At 72.5% G+C, this 22,645-nt stretch carries 26 protein-coding genes, 22 tRNA genes and 1 pseudogene; 40 read left to right on the forward strand and 9 right to left on the reverse strand.

Annotation, left to right across the window (positions count from 1 at the left end):
* Positions 1-32 precede the first annotated feature (32 nt).
* Both GA0070213_RS21855 and GA0070213_RS21860 read left to right on the forward strand, forming a co-directional pair.
* Complete coding sequence (locus GA0070213_RS21855) at positions 33-689, forward strand: response regulator transcription factor (RefSeq protein WP_091067902.1); 657 nt, start codon at positions 33-35, stop codon at positions 687-689.
* Positions 686-2,134: a sensor histidine kinase gene (locus GA0070213_RS21860; RefSeq protein ID WP_091067905.1), complete on the forward strand. Its 1,449-nt coding sequence runs from the start codon at positions 686-688 to the stop codon at positions 2,132-2,134. Before GA0070213_RS21855 ends, GA0070213_RS21860 begins: the two co-directional genes overlap by 4 nt.
* A gap of 4 nt (positions 2,135-2,138) precedes the next feature.
* Here GA0070213_RS21860 and GA0070213_RS21865 read toward each other — a convergent pair whose 3' ends face one another.
* Together GA0070213_RS21865 and GA0070213_RS21870 are read right to left on the reverse strand one after the other, a co-directional pair.
* A complete protein-coding gene (locus GA0070213_RS21865) occupies positions 2,139-3,740 on the reverse strand; it encodes a tetratricopeptide repeat protein (protein ID WP_091067908.1) in 1,602 nt (533 codons plus the stop codon).
* Positions 3,741-3,788: 48 nt separating this feature from the next.
* The gene (locus GA0070213_RS21870) at positions 3,789-4,259 is read right to left on the reverse strand and encodes a MarR family winged helix-turn-helix transcriptional regulator (protein ID WP_091067910.1); all 471 of its coding nucleotides are present in this window, start codon (positions 4,257-4,259) and stop codon (positions 3,789-3,791) included.
* A 50-nt stretch (positions 4,260-4,309) separates the two neighbouring features.
* Between GA0070213_RS21870 and GA0070213_RS21875 the strand changes: the two genes are divergently transcribed.
* On the forward strand, positions 4,310-4,831 hold the full coding sequence (locus GA0070213_RS21875; RefSeq protein WP_091067913.1) for a VOC family protein: 522 nt from the start codon (positions 4,310-4,312) through the stop codon (positions 4,829-4,831).
* Between the two features lie 48 nt (positions 4,832-4,879).
* On the forward strand, positions 4,880-5,779 hold the full coding sequence (locus tag GA0070213_RS21880; RefSeq protein WP_091067916.1) for a hypothetical protein: 900 nt from the start codon (positions 4,880-4,882) through the stop codon (positions 5,777-5,779).
* Here the strand turns inward: GA0070213_RS21880 and GA0070213_RS21885 are convergent.
* Complete coding sequence (locus GA0070213_RS21885) at positions 5,745-6,263, reverse strand: potassium channel family protein (protein WP_091067920.1); 519 nt, start codon at positions 6,261-6,263, stop codon at positions 5,745-5,747. The genes GA0070213_RS21880 and GA0070213_RS21885 overlap by 35 nt on opposite strands.
* Positions 6,264-6,381: 118 nt before the next feature.
* The gene (locus GA0070213_RS21890) at positions 6,382-6,555 is read right to left on the reverse strand and encodes a DUF4236 domain-containing protein (RefSeq protein ID WP_064498970.1); all 174 of its coding nucleotides are present in this window, start codon (positions 6,553-6,555) and stop codon (positions 6,382-6,384) included.
* 217 nt (positions 6,556-6,772) lie between these two features.
* On the opposite strand from GA0070213_RS21890, the gene GA0070213_RS32660 reads away from it, so the two are divergent.
* The 7 genes from GA0070213_RS32660 to GA0070213_RS21920 all read left to right on the forward strand — a co-directional run bounded on the left by GA0070213_RS32660 (position 6,773) and on the right by GA0070213_RS21920 (position 12,223).
* Positions 6,773-6,877 (forward strand): putative leader peptide, encoded by a 105-nt coding sequence (locus GA0070213_RS32660; RefSeq protein WP_311773696.1) that lies wholly within the window; start codon positions 6,773-6,775, stop codon positions 6,875-6,877.
* Between the two features lie 138 nt (positions 6,878-7,015).
* Positions 7,016-8,050, forward strand: coding sequence for an ABC transporter substrate-binding protein (locus tag GA0070213_RS21895; RefSeq protein WP_091067923.1), 1,035 nt, complete (start codon positions 7,016-7,018; stop codon positions 8,048-8,050).
* The gene (locus tag GA0070213_RS21900; protein WP_091067927.1) at positions 8,047-8,865 is read left to right on the forward strand and encodes an ABC transporter ATP-binding protein; all 819 of its coding nucleotides are present in this window, start codon (positions 8,047-8,049) and stop codon (positions 8,863-8,865) included. The genes GA0070213_RS21895 and GA0070213_RS21900 overlap by 4 nt, the downstream gene beginning before the upstream one ends.
* Positions 8,858-9,709, forward strand: a complete 852-nt coding sequence (locus GA0070213_RS21905) for an ABC transporter permease (RefSeq protein ID WP_091067930.1) — start codon at positions 8,858-8,860, stop codon at positions 9,707-9,709. The genes GA0070213_RS21900 and GA0070213_RS21905 overlap by 8 nt, the downstream gene beginning before the upstream one ends.
* 11 nt (positions 9,710-9,720) lie before the next feature.
* Positions 9,721-11,055 carry an LLM class flavin-dependent oxidoreductase gene (locus GA0070213_RS21910; protein WP_091067933.1) on the forward strand — a complete coding sequence of 445 codons (1,335 nt, stop codon included), beginning with the start codon at positions 9,721-9,723 and terminating at the stop codon, positions 11,053-11,055.
* Positions 11,052-11,615: a flavin reductase family protein gene (locus GA0070213_RS21915; protein WP_091067937.1), complete on the forward strand. Its 564-nt coding sequence runs from the start codon at positions 11,052-11,054 to the stop codon at positions 11,613-11,615. Before GA0070213_RS21910 ends, GA0070213_RS21915 begins: the two co-directional genes overlap by 4 nt.
* The gene (locus GA0070213_RS21920) at positions 11,612-12,223 is read left to right on the forward strand and encodes a malonic semialdehyde reductase (RefSeq protein ID WP_091068458.1); all 612 of its coding nucleotides are present in this window, start codon (positions 11,612-11,614) and stop codon (positions 12,221-12,223) included. Before GA0070213_RS21915 ends, GA0070213_RS21920 begins: the two co-directional genes overlap by 4 nt.
* Here GA0070213_RS21920 and GA0070213_RS21925 read toward each other — a convergent pair whose 3' ends face one another.
* Complete coding sequence (locus tag GA0070213_RS21925) at positions 12,224-12,679, reverse strand: RrF2 family transcriptional regulator (protein WP_091067940.1); 456 nt, start codon at positions 12,677-12,679, stop codon at positions 12,224-12,226.
* Between the two features lie 7 nt (positions 12,680-12,686).
* On the reverse strand, positions 12,687-13,601 hold the full coding sequence (locus GA0070213_RS21930) for a helix-turn-helix transcriptional regulator (RefSeq protein WP_425412853.1): 915 nt from the start codon (positions 13,599-13,601) through the stop codon (positions 12,687-12,689).
* A 160-nt stretch (positions 13,602-13,761) separates the two neighbouring features.
* On the opposite strand from GA0070213_RS21930, the gene GA0070213_RS21935 reads away from it, so the two are divergent.
* The gene (locus tag GA0070213_RS21935) at positions 13,762-14,538 is read left to right on the forward strand and encodes a glucose 1-dehydrogenase (RefSeq protein WP_091068464.1); all 777 of its coding nucleotides are present in this window, start codon (positions 13,762-13,764) and stop codon (positions 14,536-14,538) included.
* A gap of 78 nt (positions 14,539-14,616) precedes the next feature.
* Here GA0070213_RS21935 and GA0070213_RS21940 read toward each other — a convergent pair whose 3' ends face one another.
* Complete coding sequence (locus tag GA0070213_RS21940) at positions 14,617-15,048, reverse strand: SsgA family sporulation/cell division regulator (RefSeq protein ID WP_007457244.1); 432 nt, start codon at positions 15,046-15,048, stop codon at positions 14,617-14,619.
* A 273-nt stretch (positions 15,049-15,321) separates the two neighbouring features.
* On the opposite strand from GA0070213_RS21940, the gene GA0070213_RS21945 reads away from it, so the two are divergent.
* Together GA0070213_RS21945 and GA0070213_RS21950 are read left to right on the forward strand one after the other, a co-directional pair.
* Positions 15,322-15,855 (forward strand): TIGR02611 family protein, encoded by a 534-nt coding sequence (locus GA0070213_RS21945; RefSeq protein WP_425412854.1) that lies wholly within the window; start codon positions 15,322-15,324, stop codon positions 15,853-15,855.
* Between the two features lie 50 nt (positions 15,856-15,905).
* Positions 15,906-15,977, forward strand: a tRNA-Val gene (locus GA0070213_RS21950).
* A 568-nt stretch (positions 15,978-16,545) separates the two neighbouring features.
* Here GA0070213_RS21950 and GA0070213_RS32285 read toward each other — a convergent pair.
* A complete protein-coding gene (locus GA0070213_RS32285; protein ID WP_245716500.1) occupies positions 16,546-16,704 on the reverse strand; it encodes a hypothetical protein in 159 nt (52 codons plus the stop codon).
* A 6-nt stretch (positions 16,705-16,710) separates the two neighbouring features.
* Here GA0070213_RS32285 and GA0070213_RS21955 point away from each other — a divergent pair, with 6 nt between their 5' ends.
* Positions 16,711-17,028: a hypothetical protein gene (locus GA0070213_RS21955; RefSeq protein ID WP_245716501.1), complete on the forward strand. Its 318-nt coding sequence runs from the start codon at positions 16,711-16,713 to the stop codon at positions 17,026-17,028.
* Positions 17,029-17,305: 277 nt separating this feature from the next.
* On the opposite strand, the gene GA0070213_RS31200 is transcribed toward GA0070213_RS21955, so the two are convergent.
* Positions 17,306-17,617: a hypothetical protein gene (locus GA0070213_RS31200; RefSeq protein ID WP_139128709.1), complete on the reverse strand. Its 312-nt coding sequence runs from the start codon at positions 17,615-17,617 to the stop codon at positions 17,306-17,308.
* A gap of 211 nt (positions 17,618-17,828) precedes the next feature.
* Here GA0070213_RS31200 and GA0070213_RS21960 point away from each other — a divergent pair, with 211 nt between their 5' ends.
* From GA0070213_RS21960 to GA0070213_RS22070, 25 genes and pseudogenes are all read left to right on the forward strand, one after another.
* Positions 17,829-19,103 (forward strand): barstar family protein, encoded by a 1,275-nt coding sequence (locus tag GA0070213_RS21960; protein WP_245716502.1) that lies wholly within the window; start codon positions 17,829-17,831, stop codon positions 19,101-19,103.
* Positions 19,104-19,347: 244 nt separating this feature from the next.
* Positions 19,348-19,479, forward strand: a complete 132-nt coding sequence (locus GA0070213_RS32570; protein ID WP_281182317.1) for a hypothetical protein — start codon at positions 19,348-19,350, stop codon at positions 19,477-19,479.
* Between the two features lie 70 nt (positions 19,480-19,549).
* Positions 19,550-19,622 (forward strand) — tRNA-Trp (locus GA0070213_RS21965).
* Positions 19,623-19,810: 188 nt separating this feature from the next.
* Positions 19,811-19,883: transfer RNA gene (locus GA0070213_RS21970), tRNA-Pro, on the forward strand.
* A gap of 129 nt (positions 19,884-20,012) precedes the next feature.
* A tRNA-Glu gene (locus GA0070213_RS21975) sits at positions 20,013-20,086 on the forward strand.
* Between the two features lie 15 nt (positions 20,087-20,101).
* Positions 20,102-20,174, forward strand: a tRNA-Gly gene (locus GA0070213_RS21980).
* A gap of 7 nt (positions 20,175-20,181) precedes the next feature.
* Positions 20,182-20,254: transfer RNA gene (locus GA0070213_RS21985), tRNA-Gln, on the forward strand.
* Positions 20,255-20,257: 3 nt separating this feature from the next.
* Positions 20,258-20,332: transfer RNA gene (locus GA0070213_RS21990), tRNA-Leu, on the forward strand.
* Between the two features lie 5 nt (positions 20,333-20,337).
* Positions 20,338-20,413: transfer RNA gene (locus GA0070213_RS21995), tRNA-Thr, on the forward strand.
* A gap of 1 nt (position 20,414) precedes the next feature.
* A tRNA-Gly gene (locus tag GA0070213_RS22000) sits at positions 20,415-20,487 on the forward strand.
* Positions 20,488-20,523: 36 nt separating this feature from the next.
* A pseudogene (locus GA0070213_RS22005) lies at positions 20,524-20,967 on the forward strand (HNH endonuclease).
* 36 nt (positions 20,968-21,003) lie between these two features.
* A tRNA-Gln gene (locus tag GA0070213_RS22010) sits at positions 21,004-21,075 on the forward strand.
* A 6-nt stretch (positions 21,076-21,081) separates the two neighbouring features.
* A tRNA-Leu gene (locus GA0070213_RS22015) sits at positions 21,082-21,158 on the forward strand.
* 1 nt (position 21,159) lies between these two features.
* Positions 21,160-21,235, forward strand: a tRNA-Thr gene (locus tag GA0070213_RS22020).
* 80 nt (positions 21,236-21,315) lie between these two features.
* Positions 21,316-21,391, forward strand: a tRNA-Met gene (locus tag GA0070213_RS22025).
* A gap of 1 nt (position 21,392) precedes the next feature.
* A tRNA-Leu gene (locus GA0070213_RS22030) sits at positions 21,393-21,476 on the forward strand.
* Positions 21,477-21,490: 14 nt separating this feature from the next.
* Positions 21,491-21,563, forward strand: a tRNA-Ala gene (locus tag GA0070213_RS22035).
* A gap of 102 nt (positions 21,564-21,665) precedes the next feature.
* Positions 21,666-21,738: transfer RNA gene (locus tag GA0070213_RS22040), tRNA-Asp, on the forward strand.
* Between the two features lie 11 nt (positions 21,739-21,749).
* A tRNA-Ser gene (locus GA0070213_RS22045) sits at positions 21,750-21,840 on the forward strand.
* A 1-nt stretch (position 21,841) separates the two neighbouring features.
* Positions 21,842-21,918, forward strand: a tRNA-Ile gene (locus tag GA0070213_RS22050).
* Between the two features lies 1 nt (position 21,919).
* Positions 21,920-21,992: transfer RNA gene (locus tag GA0070213_RS22055), tRNA-Arg, on the forward strand.
* Positions 21,993-21,997: 5 nt separating this feature from the next.
* Positions 21,998-22,073, forward strand: a tRNA-Pro gene (locus tag GA0070213_RS22060).
* Position 22,074: 1 nt separating this feature from the next.
* Positions 22,075-22,148: transfer RNA gene (locus tag GA0070213_RS22065), tRNA-Pro, on the forward strand.
* A gap of 5 nt (positions 22,149-22,153) precedes the next feature.
* A tRNA-Ser gene (locus tag GA0070213_RS31640) sits at positions 22,154-22,242 on the forward strand.
* Positions 22,243-22,289: 47 nt separating this feature from the next.
* Complete coding sequence (locus GA0070213_RS22070) at positions 22,290-22,496, forward strand: hypothetical protein (RefSeq protein WP_091067950.1); 207 nt, start codon at positions 22,290-22,292, stop codon at positions 22,494-22,496.
* Positions 22,497-22,645 lie beyond the last annotated feature (149 nt).

The raw sequence follows: 22,645 nt of genomic DNA on the forward strand, positions 1-22,645 counted from the left end.
TACGGGTGACCCGGTGGTGGCACCCTGGACCGGTGCGGTTGCTGGTGGTGGAGGACGAGACGCGGCTGGCCGGGGCGCTGCGCCGGGGCCTGTCGGCGGAGGGGTTCGTGGTGGACGTGGCGGCCACCGGCCCGGCCGGGCTGGACGCCGCGCGCCACGGCGACTACGACGCGATGATCCTCGACGTGATGCTGCCCGGCCTCTCCGGTTACGAGGTGGTGCGCCGGTTACGCGCCGAGCAGCGGTGGCTGCCGGTGCTGATGCTCTCGGCCAAGGACGGCGAGTACGACCAGGCCGACGGCCTGGACTGCGGCGCCGACGACTACCTCACCAAGCCCTTCTCGTACGTGGTGCTGCTGGCCCGGCTGCGGGCGTTGCTGCGGCGCGGGGCGCCCCGCCGCCCGGCCGTGCTCACGGTCGGCGACCTGCGCCTGGACCCGGCCCGTCGGCGGGTCACCCGGGCCGACGCCGAGGTGGTGCTGACCAGCCGCGAGTACGCGCTGCTCGACTACCTGATGCGCCGCCCCGGCGAGGTGGTGTCGAAGACCGAGCTGCTGGACCACGTCTGGGACGCGTCGGTGGACACCGCCCCGAACGCGGTGGAGGTCTACGTCGGCTACCTGCGTCGCAAGATCGGCCGGGAGCGGTTGGAGACGGTCCGCGGCGCCGGCTACCGGCTGGCCACGTGAGCCGCCCCCGCCTCGGCCTGCGGGCCCGGCTGCTCGCGCTGGGCGTGCTGGGCCTGGTGCTCGGCTTCGGTCTCGGCGGCGCGCTGCTGGTCGGCGCGCTCGGCTGGACGTTGCAGCGCTCGGTCGACGCGGAGGCGTTGCGCACCGCGGACGCGGTCGCGTTGCTCACCGCCGAGGACGCGTTGCCGGATCCGCTGCCGGTGGCCGGCGGGCAGCTGCGGGTGCAGGTGGTGGACGCGCAGGGCCGGATCCGGGCCGCCTCGATCGACGCGGACCGCCTGGTGCCGATGCTCGGCCCGGGCGAGCTGCGACCCGGCCAGGCGCAGCGGCTGGTGGTGGACGGGCGGCGGGTCGGCATGTCCGGGCCGGTGCGGGTGGTGACGGTGCCGGCCGGCACCGCCGAGGAGCCGCGCACGGTGCTGGTGGCCAAGTCGCTGTCGGACGTGCGGCACAGCCTGCACGTGGTGCGCAACCTGCTGCTGGTCGGCTTCCCGCTGCTGGTGGCCGGGCTGGCGGTGGTGGCCTGGCGGGTGGTGGGCGCGACGCTGCGCCCGGTGGAGGAGCTGCGCAGCGGCGCCGCCGAGATCACCGGTCGGGCCGGGGCGGAACGGCTGCCGGTGCCGGCCGGGCAGGACGAGATCCACCGGCTCGCGGTGACGCTCAACGACATGCTGGACCGGTTGGCGGCGTCCCGGGACCGGCAGCGGGCGTTCGTCGCCGACGCCGCGCACGAGCTGCGCAGCCCGCTGACGAACATGCGTACCGAGCTGGAGGTGGCCCGCCGGCTCGGCGACGACACCGACTGGCCGGCGGTCGCCGACGACCTGCTCGCCGACACCGAGCGGCTGAGCCGCCTGGTCGACGACCTGCTGTTGCTGGCCCGCCTGGACGAGCAGGCGCCGGCGGACCGCCGGCGCGTCGCCGACGACGGGCGTCGGCCCGACGTCGAGGACGGGCACCGGGCGCGGTCGGCGCCGGTGGGCCCGGTGGAGCTGGGTGAGCTGCTGCGCGGGGTGGCCGGGCGGTACCCGTCACCGCCGGTGCGGGTGGACGTGCCGGCCGGGGCGTGGTGGGTCGAGGGGGACGCCGGGGAGTTGCGGCGGGTGCTGGTCAACCTGGTGGAGAACGCGCTGCGGCACGCCGACGCCGAGGTGGAGCTGGCCGTGGCCGGGCCGGTCGGGGCGTACCACCTGGTGACGGTGACCGACGACGGGCCGGGCATCCCGGCGGCGGACCGGGAGCGGGTGTTCGCCCGGTTCACCCGGCTCGACGACGCGCGGGCCCGCGACGCCGGCGGCGCCGGCCTCGGCCTGGCGATCGTGCGGGAGCTGGTGCGCCGGGCCGGCGGCACGGTGGAGCTGGTCGACGCGACGCCCGGCGCCGCCGCGCCGGGGCTGCGGGCGACGGTGCGGCTGCCCGCGCTCGCCGAGCCGGACCGGGAGTGAGGAGTCAGCGCCGCCGTTTCGTGCAGGCCGGGCCGGTGCGGGCGACCGTGTCGGTGGACCAGACCAGCGCCACGGTGAAGCAGTAGTCGGTGGTGCGGTCGAGGCCGTAGGCGATGTAGTCGGCCGAGCCGGCGGGCAGCGTCGCGAACGTGTGTTGCGGCTGCCCGGCACGGCCGCCGGCGACCACCACCGGGCCCTCCGCGCCCGGCGGGTAGGTCCAGCTCAGCACGATGCTGTCGCGCCTGTCGCTGAGCGCGAAGCGCCCCGGTGGGGTGCCCGGGGAGGCGGCCGGCGGCCCGCTCGGGGTGGGTCGGGCCGAGGCGGGCGGCGGCGTGCTCGACGCCGCGCCGGACGGCGCGGCCGGGGTGTCGCGGTCGCCGTCCACCCGGGACACGCCGGCGATCACCGCGATGGTGCCGAGCAGCAGCGCCACCACCACGCCGAGCACCGCCAGCGGCAGCCACTGCCGCTCCCGCCGGGGCGTGGCGGGTGGCCGGGGCACGTGCACCGGCAGGTAGCGCGACGGCGCTTCCGTCGGTGGGGGCGGCGGGACCCGGCGGACGCCGGCCGGGTCGTCGTCGGCGAGCCCGACCACCGTCGGCGGCAGCGCGTCGTCGCCCGGCCGCCAGGGCTGGTCCGCCGGCTCGCCCGGCCGCCACGGCTGGTCGTCCGGCTCGTCCGGCGGCCACGGGTAGTCGCCGAACGCGTCGCCGTCGGCCTCCGGCGGGGTGCGCGGCGTGGGCACGTGCGCGGGGTCGGCGGTGCGGCCGGGCGGATGGTAGAGCGGCGTCTCGACCGGGTCGTCGAGCGCGGGCGGGGAGTAGGGCGGCAGGTCCGGCGGACCTTCGGTGGGCTCGGGGACCCGGGCGGCGGGCACCACCGGCGCCGGGCGCGCGGGCGGTTCGGGCGCGGCGCAGACGTGGTCCGGGTCGGCGGCGGCCCGGGCCAGGCCGGCGACCTGGACGGCGAGCGGGTCGTCGACGGCCAGGTGCTCGCGGCACAGGTCCTCGGCGAGCCCGAGGTGGTCGTGGGCGTCGGCGTAGCGCCCGCAGTCGCGTTCCATCGCGCCGAGCTTGGCCAGCATCTTGATGCCGCTGGGGTGGCCGTCGCCGTAGACCTCGCGGTGCAGCTCCCAGGCGTCGGCGAGGCGGTCGCGGGCCACCTCGCACTGGCCGCGCGCGTATTCCACGGTGGCCAGGTCGGCGTGCGCGGCCAGCACCCGCTGCGACTCCGGGCCGTCGCGGGCGGTCAGCTCGATGATGACGTCGGAGTAGAGCCGGGCGGCGCGGGCGTCGCTGCCGACCCGGTGCAGCACCGCGGCGAGTGTCGCGGCGGCGGTGACGGTGCGCTCGTCGGAGCGCCCGAACAGCCGGGTGGCCGCCGCGTACGCGAACGCGGCCCAGCCCCGGGCGGAGTGCGGCTCGCCGAGCGCGACGAGCAGCCGCGCCTGGAGGCCGGCCGCCTCGGCCAGCTCGGGGGAGGCGTTGCCGGGGCGGGGGTCGGCGTCGCTGAGCGCGTCGGCGAGCAGTCGTTGCGCGCCGGTGAGGTCGCCTTCGGACACCAGGTGGTGCGCCTGGACGGTCAGGTCAGCGAAGCCGGAGGACACGCCCCATCGTGCTCATCCGGCGACGGTAAGTACAACCCCCGGAGTGGATCAGTTTGGTCCCGATCCGGTCAGGTGGTCGGCGAGCGTCTCGCTGATCCGGCGGAGCTGGTCGACCTGGGCCGGGCTGAGCGCGTCGAACAGGTGCCGGCGTACCCCCTCGACGTGGCCGGGCGCGGCGGCGGCCAGGGTGGCGAAGCCCTCGTCGGTGAGGACGGCGAGCTGGCCGCGGCGGTCGGTGGGGCAGTCCTCCCGGCGGATCCACCCGGCGGCCTCCAGCCGGGCGGCGGCGTGCGACAGGCGGCTGCGCGACGAGCCGGTGGCGTCGGCCAGGTCGCTCATCCGCAGCCGCCGGCCGGGGGCCTCGGAGAGCCGGACCAGGATCTCGTAGTAGGCGTGCGGCATGCCGGCGTCGCGTTGCAGCTCGCGGTCGAGCGTGTCCATCAGCGCGCGGGAGGCGGTCAGGAAGGCGCGCCAGGTCCGCTGCTCGTCGGGGTCCAGCCACCGGGTCATGACGCCCATCATACCGCCGATGGTTGAACGCTCAATTAAACCGCGCTACCGTCGGTGGCATGGGAATCCACCGGCTCAACCACGCCGTCCTCTACGTCAGTGACCTGGAGCGCAGCGTCGCCTTCTACCGCGACGTGCTGGGCTTCCGCCGGGTGGAGATGACGCCCGACGGCTTCCGCGGCGCCGCCTTCCTCCAGGCGCCGGACTCCACCAACGACCACGACCTCGGCCTGTTCGAGGTCGGCGCGGCGGCCGGGGCGTCCACCGCCGGGCGCGGCGCCGTCGGTCTCTACCACCTCGCCTGGGAGCTGGACACGCTCGACGAGCTGGCCGCCACCGCCGAGCGGTTGGCCGCCGCCGGCGCGCTGGGCGGCGCGTCGGACCACGGCACCACCAAGAGCCTCTACGGCCGCGACCCGGACGGGCTGGAGTTCGAGATCGTCTGGATCGTCCCGGCGAACCTGCTGGACGACGCCGCGCTCGCCGCCCGCAAGCGGATCGGCCGGCTCGACCTCGACCGGGAGCGGCAGCGCTACGGCGGCCAGACCCGAGGCGGCGTGGGCGTCTCCGTCCCGGCCTGAGCGGGGTTACCGGGCGGGACGCTCGCGCGGTGCGGTAGAAACGGCACCATGCCGTCCGACGCCGTCCTGCGCGAGCTGCTCGTCCGCCAACTCGACCACTGGCTCCCCGCCGCGCTGCACCGCGCGCGGCGGGCCACGCTCGCCCTCGCGTACGCCGGGGACGCCGCAGCCGGCGCGGAGGCCGCGCTGGGCGTGGTGGGCGAGTTCGCCGACCGGCTGCGCGGGCGGCGGCTGACCGTGCTGGTGCTCGCCGACGGCGACGCGGAGCTGCCGACCCGGCTCGGCGCCGCCGAGGCCGCCCTGCCTGCCGACGTCGCCGTGCACGTGGTGCCCGGTCGGCCGGACCGGCTGCCGGTGGCGCTCAAGGCGGCCGGCGCGGCCGGCGCACCGCTGCTCGCCGTGGTCGACGGCGGCGAGCCCGACCCGGCGCTGCTGGCCGCCGTCGCGTCCGGTCGCCCGGCCGAGCTGCTGCTGGTCACCGACGCCGGACGGTCGCTGCGTCCGGCGCTCACCTCCGCCGGCTTCCCGCTGGTCACCGAGGTCGAGCTGGTGGCCGACGACGGGCCGGCCCGGCTGCTCGGCTACGGCACCGGCTCCGACCGGGGCCTGGAGGCGCTGAAGGAGGCGCTCTGGGCGGTCGACGAGTTCGCCGGGGTGCGCTACCGCGACCCGGCCGACCCGGCCGGCCGGCTGCTCGACATCAGCCTCGACCCGGACCCCGGCCCGCTGCGCCGGGAACTGCTCGCCGAGCTGGCCCGCTCCGGCCCGCTCACGGTCACCGAGCTGCGCCGGTTCGCGGCCACCGCCACGGTCTACCGGGCGGCCGACGCGAACCGGGCGGTCGCCTCGCTGCTGGACGGCGGCGCGGTGACCCGCGACCCGGAGCCCGGCCGGCTCGGCGGCGACGTGCTGATCAGCGTCGCCCCGACCGCTGGGTCATCTGCCTGACCACCACCGACGCGCCGGTGGCGACCACGCCGATGCTGAACACCATCTGCGCGCAGACCGCCACCCGGGCGATCTGCCCGTGGGCGTGCACGTCGCCGTAGCCGATCGTGGTGAGCGTGGCCAGCGCGAAGTAGAGCGCGTCGACGCGGGTGCGCAGCCCGACGAACTCACCGGGGCGGGTGTTCGCCACCACGTAGTCGGCGAGCGCGAAGACCAGCAGCCCGGCGATCAGCGCGACCGCGAGCCGGGTCAGCGCCCGGTCCTCCTCCCGGCCGGTCGGCTGGTCACGGGTGAGCTGGCGGCGGACCTGGCCGGTGACCAGGAACGCCACCACGGCCACCAGCACCAGCGTGCCGATCGACCGCAGCGCCAGCCGCAGGCCGTTCGGGTCCGCCTCGACCGGCACCAGGAAGTAGCCGACGAGCATGAGCGCGCAGCCCGCCACGGCCCGCCGCCGCATCCGCCGCAGGGTCGCATCCGCCATGTCGCGATTGTTCCGCCGTCCGGACCGGCTCGGCGGCGGAACGCGGAACCCGGTCCGGACGACGAGCGGGGCACCGGCGAACCGCCGGCGCCCCGCTCGTCGTAACGGTCTCAGACCGTCAGGCCTTGTCCTGCTTCCAGGAGAGCGGCCCCGGAAGGTCCACGCGGTGGGCGCGGGTGTTGGAGTTCCAGGACCAGCGGCCGATCTTGATGCTCCACGAGGAGAACCCGTTCTGGGTGAAGTGGAGGATCAGCGGCCCGTACTTCTTGCGCTTGCGGAACTGGACGCCCATCGGGGGTGCCTCCTTCGTCTCCCTGCCTCTGCGGGATCCAACATGCCCGGATCGACGATTCGCGAAACCCGGTCGGGTCCGCTCTGGACGGTGGGTGTAGCGCCCGGCACAATCTCTATCCAACGGGTAGGTGTTAAGGGGTGGTAAATGCTGGTGGGGGCGGGTCGTAACAAAGCCAGCGATGAAAGTCTCACTGAGTGGAAGAGCGTTGACCGGCGTGGAGAACGGTCGGCAGCATGAGGGCATGTCGCAGCGGGACGAGCTTCTCCTCACCGCTCGCGTGCACGTCGACCTGGTCCGGCACGCGAGCGCGCTCTGTTGAGCCGAGCGCTCGTCGTTCCCCCTCCGCAGCTCGTCCGTTCCCGCCGCCGGCGCATCGTGGCCCGGCGCGGTGCGGCGTGCTCTCCGGCCCCACGCGGGCCCCCTCCACCGCATCGTGGACAGATCAGGAGACACCGCCATGCCCTCGACCCGATCGCCACGGCGTGCCCTCGCCGCCGCCGTCGCCCTGCTCGCCCTCGCCGCCGCCACCGGATGCGGCGCCGACGCCGCCGCCGGCGGCGGCGCCCAGACCACCGAACTGCGCTACCAGGGTTCGGTCGGCCAGGTGACCCTCCCCGAACTCGCCGCCGACCTCGGCTACCTGGGCGACGTCAAGCTCAACTGGATCGGCAACGTCACCGGCGGTCCCGCCGACATCCAGGCCACCGCCACCGGCCAGAGCGACTTCGGTGGCGCGTTCAACGGCGCGATCGTCAAACTCCAGTCCGCCCACGCGCCGATCACGGCCGTGGTCAGCTACTACGGCTCCGACGCGCAGACCTTCCAGGGCTACTACGTGCTCGACGGCAGCCCGATCCGCGGCCCCCGCGACCTGATCGGCAAGCGGGTCGGCATGAACACCCTCGGCGCGCACGCCGAGGCCGTGCTACGCACCTGGCTGGCCCGGGGCGGCCTGACCGCCGACGAGATCGGCCGGGTCGAACTGGTCGCACTGCCGCCGGTCAACACCGAGCAGTCGCTGCGCGCCAAGCAGATCGACGTCGCGGTGCTCGGCGGCGTGATCCGCGACAAGGCCGTCGCCAACGGCGGCATCCGCACCGTGTTCACCGACTACGAACTGCTCGGCGCGTTCAGCGCCGGCAGCTACGTCTTCCGCGACGACTTCATCGCCCGCAACCCGGACACCGTCCGCGCGTTCGTCACCGGTGTGGGCAAGGCCATCGAATGGGCGCGCACCCAGCCACGCGAGACGGTGGTGGCCCGACTCAAGGCCGTCATCGGCAAGCGCGGTCGCAACGAGGACGCCACGCTCGTCGGCTACTGGAAGTCCAGCGGCGTGGCCGAGAAGGGCGGCGTCATCACCGACCGGGAGTTCGCCACCTGGATCGACTGGCTCTCCGACGCCGGCGAACTCAAGGGTGCCAAACCCAAGCCGTCCGACCTCTACACCAACAGGTTCAACGCGTTCGCCAACCCCGGCGGTGGCGCATGAGCACCGACAAGATCCTCTTCGACCGGGTCCGCAAGGTCTTTCCGGGCCGGCGTGGCGCGGGCGGCGCGGTCACCGCGCTCGACGACCTCACCCTCGGCGTACGCCCCGGCGAGTTCCTGGTCGTCGTCGGCCCCAGCGGCTGCGGCAAGTCCACCCTGCTCGACCTGCTCGGCGGGCTGGCCACCCCGAGCGACGGGCAGGTGCTCGTCGACGGCCGCCCGGTCACCGGGCCGGGCCTCGACCGGGGCATCGTCTTCCAGCAGTACGCGCTGCTGCCCTGGCGCACCGCCGCCGGCAACGTCGCGTTCGGCCTGGAGGCCAAGGGCCTGCCGCGGCGCGAACGCGCCGAACGGGTCGCCCACCACCTGGAACTGGTCGGCCTGACCGGCTTCGCCGACCGCTACCCGCACGAACTGTCCGGCGGCATGAAGCAACGCGTCGCCATCGCCCGCAGCCTCGCCTACGACCCGGACGTGCTGCTGATGGACGAGCCGTTCGCCGCGCTCGACGCGCAGACCCGCGACTCGCTCCAGGACGAGCTGGTGCGGATCTGGCAGGCCACCGGCAAGACCGTCGTGTTCATCACGCACGGCATCGACGAGGCCGTCTACCTGGGCCGACGGGTCGCCGTCATGACCTCCCGCCCCGGCCGGATCAAGCAGGTCATCGACATCGAGCTCGGCGACCGGCAGGCCGAGGAGGACGTCCGCTCCACCGACGCGTTCCGCCACCACCGGCACCAGATCTGGACGCTGTTGCGCGACGAGGTACGCGCCGCGCAGTCCGCCGTCCGCGAGGAGGCCCGCGTTGGTTGACGTCGCCGCACGACCCGCCGCGACCCGGCCCGCCGTGTCCCCGGTGGCCGCCGCGCCCGCCCGGTCCGGGCGGCTGCTCGCGCTCGGCGGCCGGGCCCTGCACCGCAGCGTCGCGCTGCTGGCGCTGGCCGCGATCTGGGAGACCGTGCCCCGCACCGGCCTGGTCGACCGGGTCTTCCTGCCCCCGCTGTCCGAGGTGCTCGTCGCCTGGTGGGAGCTGCTGCGCAGCGGGCAGCTGGCCGAGCACGTCGGCGCCAGTCTCACCCGCTCGCTCACCGGTCTGGCCCTCGCGGTGGTCACCGCCATCCCGCTCGGCCTGTTGATCGGCTGGTACCGGCCCCTGGCGGACCTGCTCAGCCCGCTGCTGGAGGTGTTCCGCAACACCGCCGCGCTGGCGCTGCTGCCGGTCTTCGTGCTCATCCTCGGGCTCGGCGAGACCTCCAAGATCGCCCTGGTGCTCTACGCCTGCTCCTGGCCGATCCTGCTGAACACCATCGCCGGCGTGAAGGGCGTCGACCCGCTGCTGGTCCGCTCGGCCCGCTCGATGGGCCTCGACCACCTGCGGCTGTTCCAGAAGGTGATCCTGCCGGCGTCCGTGCCCACCATCTTCACCGGCGTCCGGCTCGCCGGGGCCTACTCGATCCTGGTGCTGGTCGCCGCCGAGATGGTCGGCGCCAAGGCCGGCCTCGGCTACCTCGTCAACTACGCGCAGTACAACTTCGCGATCCCCGACATGTACGCCGGGATCATCACCATCTCCGCCATCGGGCTGGTGGTCAACCAGCTCCTCGTCGCCGGGGAACGTCGCTTCTCCACCTGGCGCGTCGACGTCACCACCGCCTGAGAGGAACCGCCATGACCCGGACCCTGCACCTCAACGCCTTCCTGATGGGCGTCGGCCACCACGAGGCCGCCTGGCGGCATCCGCTGACCGACCCCGGCCGCCTCGGCGACGTGCGCCACTTCCAGGAGCTGGCCCGCATCGCCGAGCGGGGCACGCTCGACTCGGTCTTCCTCGCCGACGGGTTGGCCGTCGGCCCGGCCGTGCGGCACAACATCCAGGCCGTCTTCGAGCCGCTCACGCTGCTCGCCGCGCTGGCCACCGTGACCGAGCACATCGGGCTGATCGCCACCGCCTCGACCAGCTACACCGAACCGTTCAACCTGGCCCGCGCGTTCGCCTCGCTGGACCACCTCAGCGGCGGCCGGGCCGGCTGGAACATCGTCACCTCCGCCCAGGCCCGCGAGGCCCGCAACTTCAACCTCGAGGACCATCCCGCGCACGCCGACCGCTACCGCCGCGCCGCCGAGCACGTCGAGGTGGCGATCAAGCTCTGGGACAGCTGGGAGGACGACGCGCTGGTGCTCGACACCGCCGCCGGCGTCTTCGCCGACACCGACCGGGTGCACGAGATCGCGCACACCGGCGAGCGGTTCCGGGTGGCCGGCCCGCTCAACACGCCCCGACCGCCGCAGGGCCGGCCGCTGCTGGTGCAGGCCGGCTCGTCCGCCGACGGCATCGCGTTCGCCGCCCGCTACGCCGAGGCCGTCTTCACCGCGCAGCAGACCCTCGCCGACGGCCAGGCCTTCTACACCGCGCTCAAACGGGCCGTCGCCGACGCCGGCCGCGACCCGGACCTGGTCAAGGTGCTGCCCGGCATCGCGCCGGTGATCGGGGGTACCGAAGCGGAAGCCCGTGCCCTCGCCGACGAACTGGAGGCGCTGATCGTGCCCGAGCACGCCCTCGCGCAGCTCTCCGGCATGACCGGGCTCGACCTGACCGGCCTGCCGCTGGACGGGCCGCTGCCCGACCTGCCCGACGCCACCGCCGTGCAGTCGCACCAGAGCCGCTACCAGCTCGTCGTCGACCTCGCCCGGCGCGACCGGCTCACCCTGCGGCAGCTCATCGGCCGCCTCGGCGGTGGGCGCGGGCACCGGGTCGTGGTCGGCACCCCGGAGCAGATCGCCGACCAGATCGAGCTCTGGTTCACCCAGGGCGCCGCCGACGGCTTCAACGTCATGCCACCGCTGCTACCCCACGGACTGGAGGCCTTCGTGGACCACGTCGTACCCCTGCTGCGTCGGCGCGGGCTGTTCCGGTCCGCGTACGCCGGCCGCACCCTGCGCGAGCACTACGGCCTGCCCCGGCCGGCCAGCGTCCACGCCGTCCGCGAGCTGGTGGCGTCGTGACCACCGTGGACCGGCCGGCCGCCGGCCCGGTCGAGCTGCGTCCGGTCGACGTCGACTCGTTCCGCGGCCTGCTGCGCCGCCAGGCGTCCACGGTCACCGTGGTCACCACGCCCGGCCTGCGCGGCGACCGGCTCCGGCCGACGCTGCCACCGGCCGGTTTCACCGCGACCTCGTTCACCTCGGTCTCGCTGGACCCGCCGCTGGTGTCGGTCTGCCTCGGCCGCGCGTCGTCGAGCTGGCCGACCGTCGCGCACGCCGAGCACGTGGCCGTGCACCTGCTCGCCTCCGGCCAGCAGGAGATCGCGCAGATCTTCGCCACCAGCGGCATCGACCGGTTCACCGCCCACCCCGGCTGGGCCACCGGCCCGTTCGGGGTGCCGCTGATCGGCGACGCGCTGGCCGTCCTGCTGTGCCGGGTGGTCCGCCGCATCGAGGCCGGCGACCACACCATCGTGCTGGGGGAGCCGCTGGCGCTCGGCGCCGGCGAGGACGGCGACCCGCTGCTGCACCACCGGGGCCGCTACACCACCACGCTCGAGGACTGGTCCGACTCGTGGTGAGCGCCCCGGCCGACGAGCTGCTCGCGCTGGACCGGGCCGCCCAGGACCTGCTGTTCCGGGCGGCCCGCACGGCCACCGCGTTCACCGCCGAGCCGGTCGACGACGCGCAGGTCCGGGCCGTGCACGACCTCGTCCGCAACGGCCCGACCGCGATGAACGCGCAGCCGCTGCGGGTGCTGCTGCTGCGGTCACCGGCGGCCCGGGCGCGGCTGCTGCCGCACGTCAGCGCCGGCAACCGGGACAAGACGGCGAGCGCGCCGCTGACCGCGGTGCTCGCCGCCGACGTGGACTGGCACGACCGGCTGCCGGAGCTGTTCCCGCACCGCCCCGGCGCGCGGGACTGGTTCACCGGCGACCCGGCCGGCCGGGAGGCGCAGGCCCGGTTCAACGCCGCGCTGCAGATCGGCTACCTGGTGGTCGGCGTGCGCGCGGCCGGGCTGGCCGCCGGGCCGATGGCCGGGTTCGACACGGCCGCGGTGGAACGCGAGTTCTTCCCCGACGGGCGGCACCGGGTGCTGCTGCTGATGAACATCGGCCGACCGGCGCCGAGCGCCGGGCGGGAACGCCTGCCCCGGCTGGCCTACGACGAGGTGGTCAGCACGCTGTGATCAGCGCGGCTCCCACGCGTCCGGCTGGGCGGTCAGCTTGCGCACGTGCGCCGGGAGCCGGCCGCTGACCAGCTCGTCCAGGCTCACCTCGTCGACCACCCGGCGCACCGAGGCGCGTACCGCCACCCAGAGCCGGGGCAGGTTCTCCGCCGCGCCCTCGTACTTCGTCTCCTCGGGGCGCAGCCCGCGTACCCCGGCGAGCGGACCGTCGACGGCGCGCAACACCTGCCCGATGGTGACCTCGCGCGGCGGCCGGGACAGCGTGTAGCCACCCTCGGCGCCGCGCTGGGCCCGGACGATCCCGGACCGGCGCAGGTCGGCCAGGACCGCCTCGAGGAACTTGCGGGGCATGTCCTGCTCCGCCGCGATGGCCTGGGTGGACAGCAGGGTGGGGTACGCGGTGGCCAGGCTCAGGGCCGCCCGGACCGCGTAGTCGCCGCGCGCGGAGATCTGCACAGTGCCATCATGCCCGGCCGGCCGGCACGGGGGAGTCGGCGGGCGGGCGCGGACGCACCGGACGGACGGGCAACGGTTGTTCGCGGGCCGCGCGGAACGCCCCCGGGCTCACCCCGACCTCGCGGGTGAAGAAGCGGCCGAAGTTGGTCGGCTCGGGAAAACCGAGCCGCCGCCCGATCCGGGCGATCGGGTCGTCGGTCGCGGCCAGCAGCCGGCAGGCCTGCAACGCCACCCGCTCGTCGATGACCTGCTTGGCGCTGCGGCCGGTCACCGCCAGGCAGGCCCGGGTGAGGGTACGCACCGAGCAGCCGATCTGCGCGGCGTAGTCCTCCACCCGGCGGGTCCGCCGGTAGCCGCGTTCCACCTCCCGGCACAGCCGCCGGAACGTCTCCGCCTCGGCGCGCGGCGACGGCGCCTCCCCGGGGTGCGGCAGCAGGCTCAGCCGCAGCAGCAGCACCGCGAGCTGGTGGCGCAGCAGCGCCGCGGCGGCCGGCACCAGCGCGTGCCGGTCGGCGTCCACGGCCAGCTGGGTCACCTCGCTGATCACCGCGTCCTCGTCCTCGCCGGCGAGCTGGCGGTGGGTGGGCACCGCGTCCGGGTCGACGTCGAGGCCGCGCAGCGCGTCCGGCCCCCAGCTCACCACCGTGGCGTCGAGCTGGGTGCCGAGGCAGCGCAGCGCCTGGCCGGGGCGGGCGCGCAGCAGTGTGCCCGGGCGGCAGGGCACCGCCCGGAAGTCCAATTCGGCGCTGCCGTGCCCGTGGGTGACCAGGATCAGCAGGTCACGGTCGAGCAGCACCGGCCGGGGCCAGCCGGGCGCGGGGGTGAGGTCGTCGAGCGCGCCGGTGACGATCTCGTCGGTGGTGAGGCGGGGTTCCGACAGGCCGGTGCGGGTGGCCGGCGGGGGCTGACCGGTAGTGACCATCATCCCCGACGGTAACCGGCCGGACAGCACGTTGCATCTCGACGGTTTCGCCCCACCCGGGCGCTCTTGTCGGCGCGTACGACGGACGGTTACGTTACCGGTCGGTAAGGCGCGGGCCGGCCGACGGCCGCGACCGGCGGAAAACGGCGATGGGATGGGCATGACGGATCTGTTCTCGGTCGACGGCAAGACGGTCCTGGTCACCGGCGGCTCCCGGGGGATCGGGCTGATGATCGCGCGCGGATTCGTCCGGGCCGGCGCCCGGGTGATCATCTCCTCGCGCAAGGCCGACGTCTGCGAGTCGGTCGCCAAGGAACTCGCCGCCGAGGGGCACTGCGAGGCCATCCCCGCCGACCTGAGCACCGACGCGGGCGCGCTCGCGCTGGCCGAGGCCGTCCGGCAGCGCCACGACCGGCTGCACGTGCTGGTCAACAACGCCGGCGCCACCTGGGGCGCGCCGCTGGAGGAATACCCGGAGGGCGCGTTCGACAAGCTCTGGGCGGTCAACGTCAAGGCCGTCTTCCGGCTCACCACCGCGCTGCTGCCGGCGCTGCGCGCCGCCGCCGACGCGGACGACCCGGCCCGCGTCATCAACATCGGCTCCATCGACGGGCTCCGGGTGCCGTGGATGGAGGTGTACGCCTACTCCGCCACCAAGGCGGCCGTGCACATGCTCACCCGCGGCCTCGCCCACCAGCTCGCCGGCGAGGCGATCACTGTCAACGCGATCGCGCCCGGCCCGTTCGAGAGCAAGATGATGGCGTTCGCGCTGGACGACCCGGAGTCCCGCGCCGCGATCGAACAGCAGGTGCCGCTGGGCCGCATCGGGCGCCCCGAGGACATGGCGGGCACCGCGATCTACCTCGCGTCGCGCGCCGGCGCGTACCTCACCGGAGCGGTCATCCCGGTCGACGGCGGGATCACCACGCGCGGCTGACCCGCGTACCCCATGGGGTGAAGACGGCCCGGGGCCGCGCGGACTCGGCAGATCCGCGCGGCCCCGGTGTGGTCGTGCTCAGCGACCGGCGAGCAGCCGGTTCACCGCGGTGTCGACGTCCAGGTGCTCGGCCTCCCGGCCGCGCGGGACGACGACGTAGGTCCGGCGCAGGAAACGCACCAGCACGCTGCGCGGGACCTCGAACAGGGCGTTGCCGTCCGGGGACGACAGCGCCAGCGCGACGAAGTCGCCGCGCGGGGTGGCCCACGGCCAGACCCGGACGTCGCCGATGCCGGCCGGCTCGTCGAGCCCGGTGACCAGCAGCTCGCGGGCGAACGACCAACTCACCGCCTCGCCGCCGGCCGACTCGGCATGGAACAGGACATGGACCGCATACGGGTCAGCAGGGTCGTAACGCAGGCTGGCACGCACCGGCAAGGCGGTGGCGTCAGGCGCGACGAGCCTTAGCGACGTCTCGACCTCTACGGTCGTCGGTCGGATGACACTCATGGACGTTCTCCCCCCGGCACCGCTGCGGAACGCGCGTGTCCCGCTTTTCCCATACTCAGGTGCTGCTCCTGGCTACGCTCCGCCATACGCTGACTTCACCCAGTGGTGGGAAGGGGGTCGGAAAGCCCTCGGGACCATGGGATCCCGCGTAGAATTTCCGGTTCCGCCCACTCCGTCGTTCCGCCCGGCAACGGGTGGTTCAGTCGTCGACTTACTCCGGTAACGTCCAGTCGTCAGCAGGGGTGACGGTCGCGGGCGACACTGGGGGTGGAAATGGTCACGAGAAGCACCTCCACGGCGACCAGGGCCGCGGCCGATCCGCCGGAGGATGCGGCCCGAACAGCCAGAAATCGGGGGTACGCGGTGCCGGTCGACGGGCGTTCACCACGCGCTCTCCTCCCGCGCCGGCAACGAGGCTGGCGAGGCCGTCTCAACACCACGCTCGACCTGATCCGCGCCAACCCCACCGGCCGCGTCGCCCTGAAGATCTTCATCGGCATCCTCGGCGCCCTGGTGGTCACCGTCGGCATCGCGCTGATCCCGCTGCCCGGCCCCGGCTGGCTGCTCGTCATCGCCGGCCTCGGCGTCTGGGCGGTCGAGTTCCACTGGGCCCGCCGGCTGCTCGCCTTCACCCGCCGCCACGTCAACGCCTGGACGCGCTGGGTGACCAGCAGATCGCTGCCGGTGCGCTTCGTGCTCGGCCTGGTCGGGCTGGTCTTCGTGTCGGTGGTGGTGTGGCTGTCGCTCAAGTACAGCCTCGGCATCGACGTGGTGGCGAGGGCGCTGCACTACCTCGCGACGCACTGAGACCCGGTTTTTGGTCCGGCCTCTCGATCGGGTAGAGTCATGGGCGCTGAGGGCGATTAGCTCAGCGGGAGAGCGCTTCGTTCACACCGAAGAGGTCACTGGTTCGATCCCAGTATCGCCCACCGTGAGTATGTGCAGTTCAGAAGCCCGTTACTGGAACCGCCGGTAACGGGCTTCTGACGTTTTGCTCCTTAGATTGGGAGCAGATTGGGAGCAGAACGTTCGGCTCCGATGGCCGACGCGGTAGGCGAGCCGGCGGCCACTACTGGCTCACACCGCCCCGCCGTTGGATCAGGGAGCCGGACGTACCGCAAGCACCTGCGTGATGAGAGGCCAGGCTTGGCTCCGGGGCCCACCGATGACTGCGGTCCGGTGGGCCCCGGTCCACATGGCGAACGTGGATCCAGCTCTTGGTGCTTCGCAGGGCCTTGGCTGACCACTTTGCAGCTCTCCCTGATCCGAAGCCGGTGAGCCTCTTGCGGCCAGCAGTTGTCTATCGCGGGCGAATCCTCGGGCCAGCGATACCGCAACAGAGGGGTCACTGGAGATGGAGGTCTTCTCCTACATCGAAGGCTTCTACAACCCGCGCCGCCGGCACAGCCGTCTGGGTAACGTCAGCCCCGACACCTACGAGAAGATCCACCGAGAGACACTGACACACATTGAGGTGTCCGGCCGATAGGGGTCACTTCAGGGCACCTGCGGGACCTGGCGCTGTCGCTGTCGGACCTGGCTGACGACCCGGCCAAGTCTGGCCGGCTCGACGAGGCCCTGGCCGTCGGCGAGGAGACCCTCGAACTGCAGCGTGAGGTCGCGGCGGTCAACCGGCCGGCAATCCTGGCGCGACACGCGGAGATGTTGAGGCGGCAGGCGGTACGGCTGAACGACGCAGGCCGCACGGCCGAGGCGCTGGCGCTGGGCGAGGAGGCGATCACGGCCGCTCGCGAGGCCGTCGCCCGTAACCGGGCCCCCAATCTCAAGATCTTGTCGTACGCGCTGGAGGATCAGGCGGCGCGGCTCGAGCAACTACCCCGTCGCGGTTCAGGACATGCAAGGCCGCACCGGGCCACGCCAAACTCCCGCAAGAGGAAGGAACGCCAGGCACAGGCCATGGCCCGGGAAGCACAGGAGCTTTGGGCGGAATACCAACAAGAAGATCCCGTCTCCGGCTGAGTGACGGAACTGCGTGCGGATCCGCTGGTTCCTCGACGAAGCCGCCGATGGCGGCTACCGCCAAGAAGACGTTGCCGCGCCTGCGTTCACCCTGCCCGCGCGGGCCGCTTACGCCAGGTGGTCGAGGGTCGCTGGTTCGCGTTACCTGATGGCCGTGCATCCGAATAGGACCTATGCGCATGTAGCTGCCCGGACAGCGTCGTTCGATGCGTACCGGGCGTCACAGCGCACACGCTACCCGCTGCGGCCCACGTCCGGTCCTGTTGAGGCCTGCTCGTCAGGCGCCGCAGCCTCCGCCCAGGTAGTACAGGCTCAGGGCTAGTCCTAATGCCCAGCCGGTCACGAGGCCAGCCCATGATCCGCGGCCGAGCCGTCCGGACAGCGCGACACAGCAGCCCAGCAACACCAGTTGCGCGATGCCGTATATGACGACGCCGAAGAGCAGCGCCGCTAGTCTCCCGCCGGCGTCGAGGTCCGCGTTCGGGCCCCCGCCACCGGCGATAGCCGATGCAGCCGTGACCCCAGCGGCCAAGGCCTGCCCAGCGAGGGCGATGACTGCTCCGGCAACAGTCGCTCTGGTGATCGTCACCGCCGCAGCGTGGCACACGTCGATCGCTGGCGGTTCAGAGGACCGACGCCGTACATGATATTGATCGCCTACCGTGGTTAGTCGCGACGGTCCCTGGTCCTGACGGGCCTACTCGCGCGGCGTTGCAGGATGCGGGCGAGCCAGGGCAGCTGGGGCAGGTGGGCGGTGACGCGCTCCTCACGCGGGTCGGTAGCCCGGATAGGATCCTGGCGTGACGACGAGCGCCGGCTCCAAGGATGGCCGTGCGCCGCAGCAGGAGTGCCGGACGCCGGAACATTTGGCGGGCCCGCGGTGGCTGCTCCTTGGCGATGTCGGCTTCGACAGCGTCTATGAGGACGATGTGCCGCTGGCGGCGTGCGCGGAGATCGAAGGATTGTTCGTCGACCTGCCTCAGCGACCGCGGGAACGGTTTACCCTCGTTGGCTGCGCTCCGGACGGCGCGTTCGCCGACCTGCTCAACCGGCTGCCCGCCGAGGCCCTCGGCACCGAACGGGCGTGGCTCGGTGACGTCGCGATAACGGCGCCTGCGCCTTCGCAGAGCATGTCGCCGTCCTGGTCGGGCGAGTACCTCGGTGACGTGCTCGTGCTCGGACAGCGGCCAAGCAGGGTGGGGCTCGGATCCGTGGACATCGACCTCGACGGGTTCGTCCACCTCTACGACCGTACGGATGCCGTGGTGCGTCCCGGCAACGTCGCCCATTTCGTTCTCCTGGGTGGGGGCGAGACGCCGTACGGCACATGCCGGGACGTCAGCGGTGTGTTCCGCGAGCAAGCCCCACCGCTGGTGCCGCAGGTCCGGCTCCTCGGCTGCCGGCCGGAGGCGCCCATGCTGGCCGCGCTCGACGCGGTCGGGCAATCGACCAAGGTCAGCGTGCGTCGCCGTCGCATCCGCGCTGAGGTGCACACGATCGCGGCCGACGGCTCGGCCCATCGGGTGATCGACGCTGTGGTGTCCGGAACGGTTGAGTCAGGCGAGCCGTCGCGGTTCGGAGGTGGGCTCCTCGACGTGACCGTCGACAGCGACCCACAGGAGCCGCTGCCTACGGCAGTCCTCGACATTCTCACGCACTGGCACCACGGGCCGCCCGCCCGGAAGAACATGTGGTCCGGCTACGGCCGGGAGTTGCGGCACCAGTGGGCCATGGCCGCGGCCGCCCACCAGTCTGTTGCGCAGGACCGACCGACCGGTACCACGTACGACCTCGACGGCTGGTACGTCACGGACATCGAAGGGTTCTACTGCGCGATCGGCGAGGCGGTCAACGGCCCGGGCGGATACTTCGGCTGCAACCTCGACGCCTTCGACGACTGCCTCCGCGGAAGGTTCGGCGCGAGGACACCGTTCCGGCTGGTATGGCACGAATCGGCCGTCGCTCGTGACCACCTCGTCGCCGGCTACGATCGGCGACGACTCGCGCCGGCGGCGACCATGGAGTACCTGCTCGGCATCTTCGCGGAACACGACGTCGAGATCGACCTGCGTTGAGCTGGACCGTCGCTGCTGCGCTGCAAAGCGTCCGGTCGGTGCGCGGGCCGCAGGGTGGGCTGAACTACCGGCGGTGTCGCTGCCCGTCGCGTATCCGTCGTCCGCGGACGGCGTGCACCTCGAAGACTGACGGCCCACCTCACGAAGCACATGAGTGTGGCTTCGGAATATCCATTGCCAACCGTGGGCATCGGCCTTACCTTGAAATGGCAAGGTCAACCGGACCGAACCCAGGGAGTTCCCCGTGATGCAGTACGCCTCCACCGAAACCACGCGGTTCATGCCGCGCGGCGGTGTCGTGCTGCCCTCGATCGGGCGAGCCCACGATCTGTGCGCGAGCGAGCAGAACTGGAAGCCGGGGTGGTGGCGCGAATAGCGCAGAAGCATTCGCGAAGCCGCCCACCCGACAGGGACAGGGCGGCTTTTTCATTACCCAACAACCTCATAGGGGCATAGCTCAACTGGTAGAGCACCGGTCTCCAAAACCGAAGATTGCAGGTTCGAGTCCTGTCGCCCCTGCGTTTTCGCCACGGCCGCGGCCGGCGGCGCTGATAATTCTCAACTCCACAGTGGATGGCATAAGCGAGACCCCGGCCGGCGCCTGCACGGGCCGGCCGGGGGGCAACACCTCCGGGACGAGGGAAACGGCTGACCCGCTCGCTTTGGGAGCGAGAGACACGGGGTTCGACACCCCGGTCCCGGACCGTGGGGATGTAGCTCTGCTGGGAGAGCGCCGCCGCGGCAGGTCGGAGGCCAGGGGTTCGAGTCCCCTCTTCTCCACATACCGATGCCCTCCTGGCGTAACTGGTAGCGCACGGGAGTGAAGACCCCCGAGGACTCCGTTCAAGTCGGGGGGAGGGCACGTTGGCGGGTGCGCGGGCGCGCGACCACGATCCCCGCCGGCTCCATGGGCCGTTGGAGCAAGCTGGCAGCTCACCTGGTTCTCAGCCAGGAGGTCACGGGTTCGAGCCCCGTACGGCCTACGCACGAAATGCCACGCGGTCGTGGTGGACTCGGCGGACACATCGGTCTTCCAAACCGAAAAAACGGGTTCGATGCCTGCCGGCCGCTCAACCATTCCGGGATGCTCTGCTGGCCGGGCGCCCCGACTTTGGATCGGGAGGACGCAGGTTCGATTCCTGCTCCCGGAGCTTGCCCCGGTAGCCCAACGGTAGAGGCCGCCGATTCAAGATCAGCGTGAGCTGGGGGTTCGAATCCCTCCCGGGGCACTCAGGCCGTCGTAGCTCAGTTGGTAGAGCAGCGCCATGGTAGGGCGCAGGTCGCCGGTTCGATTTCGGCCGACGGCTCCATGCGGACGTAGCGCAGTCGGTAGCGCGGCACCTTGCCAAGGTGCAGGTCGCGGGTTCGATCCCCGCCGTCCGCTCTCACGATCACCGGCCACGACAGGAAGGAGGGCCCGGTGGACGCCGTTCTCGTCCTCAACGCCGACTTGGGACCGCTGCACCGGGTCCCGATCTAACACGCGATCCGGATGCTCATGCGCCAGGTCGCCGAGATCCACGAGGCCGAGCCGGACCGGCACCTCGGCATCTTCCCGATGCCCCGCGTGCTGCGGCTCGTCCGGTACGTCGTCACCCGCTGGCGCTACACCCACGGGCCCGCCTGGAGCAAGGGCGGCGTCCTGCGCCGCGACGGCCACCGGTGCGGCTACTGCCCCGCGCCGGCGACCACGGTCGACCACGTCCTTCCCCGATCCCGTGGCGGGCGGAACACCTGGCAGAACACGATCAGCGCTTGCTACGCGTGCAACCAGCGCAAGGGCGACCGGACCCCCGCCGAGGCGGGCATGCAGCTGCTCCGACAGCCGACGGTTCCCTCCTGGTCGAGCATGATGCAGCGCTGATCCCGGCCGGCGGGTCCGCGGCCCGCCGGCCACCCTTCCCGGGTCGTCTAGTCGGTAAGACGCCGCACTCTGGATGCGGAGAGCTGGGTTCGAATCCTGGCCCGGGAGCGCGATGCCCTCGTAGCCCAACGGTAGAGGCGACGGTCTGAGGGGCCGTACAGTGGCGGGTTCGAATCCCTCCGAGGGCACCAAGCCGGCGTAGCTCACCAGGTAGAGCACCGACCTTGTAACTCGGAGGCAACCGGTTCGAGCCCGGTCGCCGGCTCCAGGCCAGCGCAGCACGACAGGCGGTGCGCGCTTCTCGTAAGGGCGAGGTAGGGCGTTCGAGCCGCCTCGCTGGCTCTCCATGCCGACGTAGCTCAGGTGGTAGAGCGGCCGGCTCATAACCGGCAGGCCCCCGGATCGACACCGGGCGTCGGCACCACGCGCTCGTGGTGGAACTCAGGTAGACACGCGCGGTTCAGAGCCGCGTGCCGAGAGGCATGGGGGTTCGACTCCCCCCGAGCGCACGCAGCAACACCATGGGGTCGTAGCTCAGCTGGTAGAGCGCTGCTTTCGCGATGCAGAGGCCGGCGGTTCGACTCCGCCCGATTCCACGTCCCTCGCCCCGTCTCCGGCTGTACGGCGAGCGCACGAGGACAAGGCGCCGATCGTGAGGCTCGCGAGCTGATCGGCGGCACCGTCAATCAGCCGGTCCAGTCGGCGTGGCCTAGCGGCTAAGGCACCTCGTTGTCAGCGAGGGGATCGCGGGTTCGAGTCCCGTCGTCGGCGCGCAAGATCATGGAGGGGTGGCATGAGCGGTCTATGGCGCTGCCCTGCTAAGGCAGTACGGGGGCAACCTCGTCCCGGGTTCGAATCCCGGTCCCTCCGCCAGGTCGTCGTAGCTCAGCAGGTTGGAGCGCTTCCCTGATTAGGAAGAGGTCGGCGGTTCGAGTCCGCCCGGCGACACCATGCCCCCGTGGCTCAGCGGATAGAGCACTGGATTACGGATCCAGGGGTCGCGCGTTCGAATCGCGCCGGCGGTACGTATCGGGATGTGGCGCAGTTGGTAGCGCGCTGCGCTGGGGGTGCAGAGGTCGTCGGTTCGAGCCCGGCCATCCCGACCAACGGGCTGTAGCGCAGGTTGGTAGCGCGCCGCGTTCGGGGCGCGGAGGTCGTCGGTTCGAATCCGGCCAGCCCGACTCATGGTGAGGCCACCCGATAGGTGACGGGCGCCGCCTCGAAAGCGGACAGGGTCGCAAGGCCTTGGGGGTTCGACTCCCTCCCTCACCGCCACGCCGCCCGGCTCCTACTGTCGGGCTCTTACGGCACAATCTCCTGACGTGAAGAAGCGGTGCTCGATGTGCGGCGAGACGAAGCCGCTCGACCAGTTCGCCGTAAGCCGTCGCCGCACCGACGGACGGATCACGTATTGCAAGCCGTGCAAGAAGGTCTACAACGAGGCGTACTACCAGCGGACGCGCGATCGGCACAACCCGAGCCGGGCAGCGCGAAGGGATCAGCACCGCGCTGAGAACGCGCCCGCCTGATCGACTACCTGCGCTCTCACCCGTGCGTCGACTGCGGGGAAGACGACGTCGTCGTCCTGGACTTCGACCACCAGCGCGACAAGGTTGCCGAGATCAACGACCTGCTCCGCAACGGCGCGACTTGGACGCGCATCCTCGCGGAGATCGAG

Origin of the sequence: Micromonospora humi (assembly GCF_900090105.1) — a bacterium.
Lineage (GTDB): Bacteria > Actinomycetota > Actinomycetes > Mycobacteriales > Micromonosporaceae > Micromonospora > Micromonospora humi.